The 2,526-nt window shown below is 38.7% G+C and carries 1 protein-coding gene and 2 pseudogenes; 2 read left to right on the top strand and 1 reads right to left on the bottom strand.

Annotation, left to right across the window (positions count from 1 at the left end; translation table 11 throughout):
- Positions 1–102 precede the first annotated feature (102 nt).
- Positions 103–1,812 carry a phosphoethanolamine transferase CptA gene (locus PR675_RS20665; RefSeq protein ID WP_272582973.1) on the top strand — a complete coding sequence of 570 codons (1,710 nt, stop codon included), beginning with the start codon at positions 103–105 and terminating at the stop codon, positions 1,810–1,812.
- Between the two features lie 77 nt (positions 1,813–1,889).
- Here the strand turns inward: PR675_RS20665 and PR675_RS20660 are convergent.
- A pseudogene (locus tag PR675_RS20660) lies at positions 1,890–2,216 on the bottom strand (YetF domain-containing protein); the annotation flags it as partial.
- 40 nt (positions 2,217–2,256) lie between these two features.
- Between PR675_RS20660 and PR675_RS20655 the strand changes: the two are divergent.
- Positions 2,257–2,526, top strand: a pseudogene (locus tag PR675_RS20655) (IS1595 family transposase); the annotation flags it as partial.

The following is a 2,526-nucleotide window of genomic DNA, read 5'->3' as shown; positions in this document are numbered from 1 at the left end:
TTTATTTTATTGAACTTAATTTCTAAGATAATATCTAAAAATCGATTTTTGGCGTTTTTTCTTATTACCTAACATGACTTAAGAATAAGAGTTCAATAAATTATGGTTAATTCTACGCAAGCAAAGAGATTTAGCTGGACAGCTTTACTGTGGTTGCTCATCTATTTCTGGTATTTCTCATCATTGCTCCAAATCTATGTTGTTGTTACAGGACAAAGTAACACCGTCGGATTAAGAGACTCTTTACTGTACAGCACACTCTGGTTAATCCCTGCGCTCTTTTTCCCTAGAAGGATCAAATTAGTTACCGGCATTATCGGTATCATTCTTTGGCTTTCATCTGTCATTGCACTCGCTTATTTTGTCGTCTATGGGCATCAGATCTCACAAAGCGTCATGTTTGTGATGTTTGAAACAAATACAAATGAAGCAGGTGAATTTTTAAGGCAATACATTAGCTTTAAGGTTATCGCGGTTATATTGATTTATACTTTGGTCGCGATTTTCTTATGGTCACGACTAAAACCAGTGACCATGCCAGTGTCAGCGAGATGTGGTGTCTCTTTGCTCGTGCTAATCATCTTATTTGGCGTGCCTTATTATAATAAAGGAATTAAACAAGATAGGCCGTTCGCCAATGTCATGTCTTATGTGAATAGTAAACTTGCCTATGCTGCGCCTTGGCAATTTGTTAGTGGCTATTTTCTCTATAAAAACCAGTTAGCCAATATGGAAGAACTGATCCGTGATAACAGTAAGATCCCGCCATTAGAAAACTTTATCGATGCTAATGGCAATACGCCGAGAACTTTTGTTTTGGTCATTGGTGAATCAACAAGTCGCGATAGAATGAGCTTATATGGTTATAAACGCCCAACAACACCAGAGCTTGAGCAGCTAAAACAACAGTATCCCGATAATTTGTCTGTATTTAACGATGTCGTGACCTCTCGTCCTTATACAATAGAGGCGCTCCAGCAAATTCTCACGTTTGCCTCTCAAACTGAGCCCGAGTTATTTAATTCGCGCCCTTCAATCATGAATATGATGAAGCAAGCTGGATTTAAAACTTTTTGGATCACAAACCAACAGACAATGACGGAGCGTAATACGCTATTAACCGCTTTTTCTCGACAAACAGATAAACAATATTACTTAAATAACGATATGGCCCAAAGTTCACGTATTTACGATGAAGTTGTGCTAGCCCCGTTTAAAGAAGCTCTGGCCGACCCTGCTGAGAAAAAATTTATTGTTGTTCACCTAATTGGAACCCATATGCGATATGAGTTCCGTTATCCTGAAGATAAAGCCATCTTTAAAGGTAAAGATAGTCTGGTGCCAAGTAACCTCAAAGAGAGCCAAGTCGAAGATTACAATGCTTACGACAACGCACAACACTACAATGATTATATTGTTTCCACATTAATTAAAGATTTTGATTCATCAAAAGAAAATGGCTTTTTAGTCTTTTTCTCTGATCATGGTGAAGATGTCTTTGATACACCTCCTCATGAAACTTTAGGTCGTAGTGAAGGCAAACCAAGTCGTGTGATCTACAATGTTCCATTCCTAGTATGGCAATCTCCTGAATGGTTACAAAACCATAATTTTAATTTGAACAGTAAAACCGATAGGCCTTATAGCACCATGGATTTTATCTACTCATGGTCTGATCTCGCGGGCTTTAACTACAAAGGCTACACTCCTCAGAAAAGCCTATTTAGTGACGAATACCAACCACAGCCACGTTACATTGGTGACCCTGAGAATAAATCCTCTTTGATGCTGTATGATGATTTGAAAAAATAATTTGTCAGTAAAGCATCTTAGACCTAAGATGAAGAGCCTTTAGCGGCTCTTCATCTTTTTATTAAGAAACGTGATAGTTACTGAATTTTGCCATCTTGCCGAATAAATTTGACTTCGCCTTGCCAAAACTCAGCAAGAAAAACAGATTCGGGCTTATCGATCCCATGTTTAACCATCTGTTTATTTAACCACTCTTCGTCTTTTTCTATCGATTGCAATTCATTTAGCCTAACAACACCATCTTTCATAATAATCACTGATGGCATATTTGTTGGATCACAAATAACCGTTAATTGCCCATCTGGTTCAATCTGGGCATAATAGATTTCTTGGAATGAATGAACCCCTTGTGCATGAATTCTTGAGGATATATTCAAAATATCAATTTTATTCCCTTTTTCTAAGGGGCTGTCCTAGATAACTAAGATCATCTAGGATAGTTTCATGAGAAAAAGCAGACTCAGTCAGTACAAACAGGAACGGTTACTTGAGCTGTTTATTGCAGGCTCTACAGCCCCCGCAGAGCTGGTTGGTGTCCACAGGAACACTGCCGCTTACTATTTTCATCGGCTCAGAGTGCTGATAGCAGAGCACGTTGATAAGCACTCTTGGTTTGATGGTGAAATTGAATTGGACGAAAGTTATTTTGGTGGTCGTCGTAAAGGTCTTCGTGGTAGAGGTGCTGCTGGAAAAGTGCCTGTTTTCGGGCTTCTC

Source organism: Providencia sp. PROV261 (genome assembly GCF_028477945.1).
In the GTDB taxonomy this organism is placed as follows: Bacteria; Pseudomonadota; Gammaproteobacteria; order Enterobacterales; family Enterobacteriaceae; genus Providencia; species Providencia stuartii.
The sequence above is the reverse complement of the archived record's forward strand: the minus strand, read 5'-3'. Positions and strand labels throughout refer to the sequence as shown.

Bases quoted from the DNA above. Each gene is read 5' to 3' on its own strand.
- PR675_RS20665 (WP_272582973.1), top strand. From the start codon at position 103: ATGGTTAATTCTACGCAAGCAAAGAGATTTAGCTGGACAGCTTTACTG.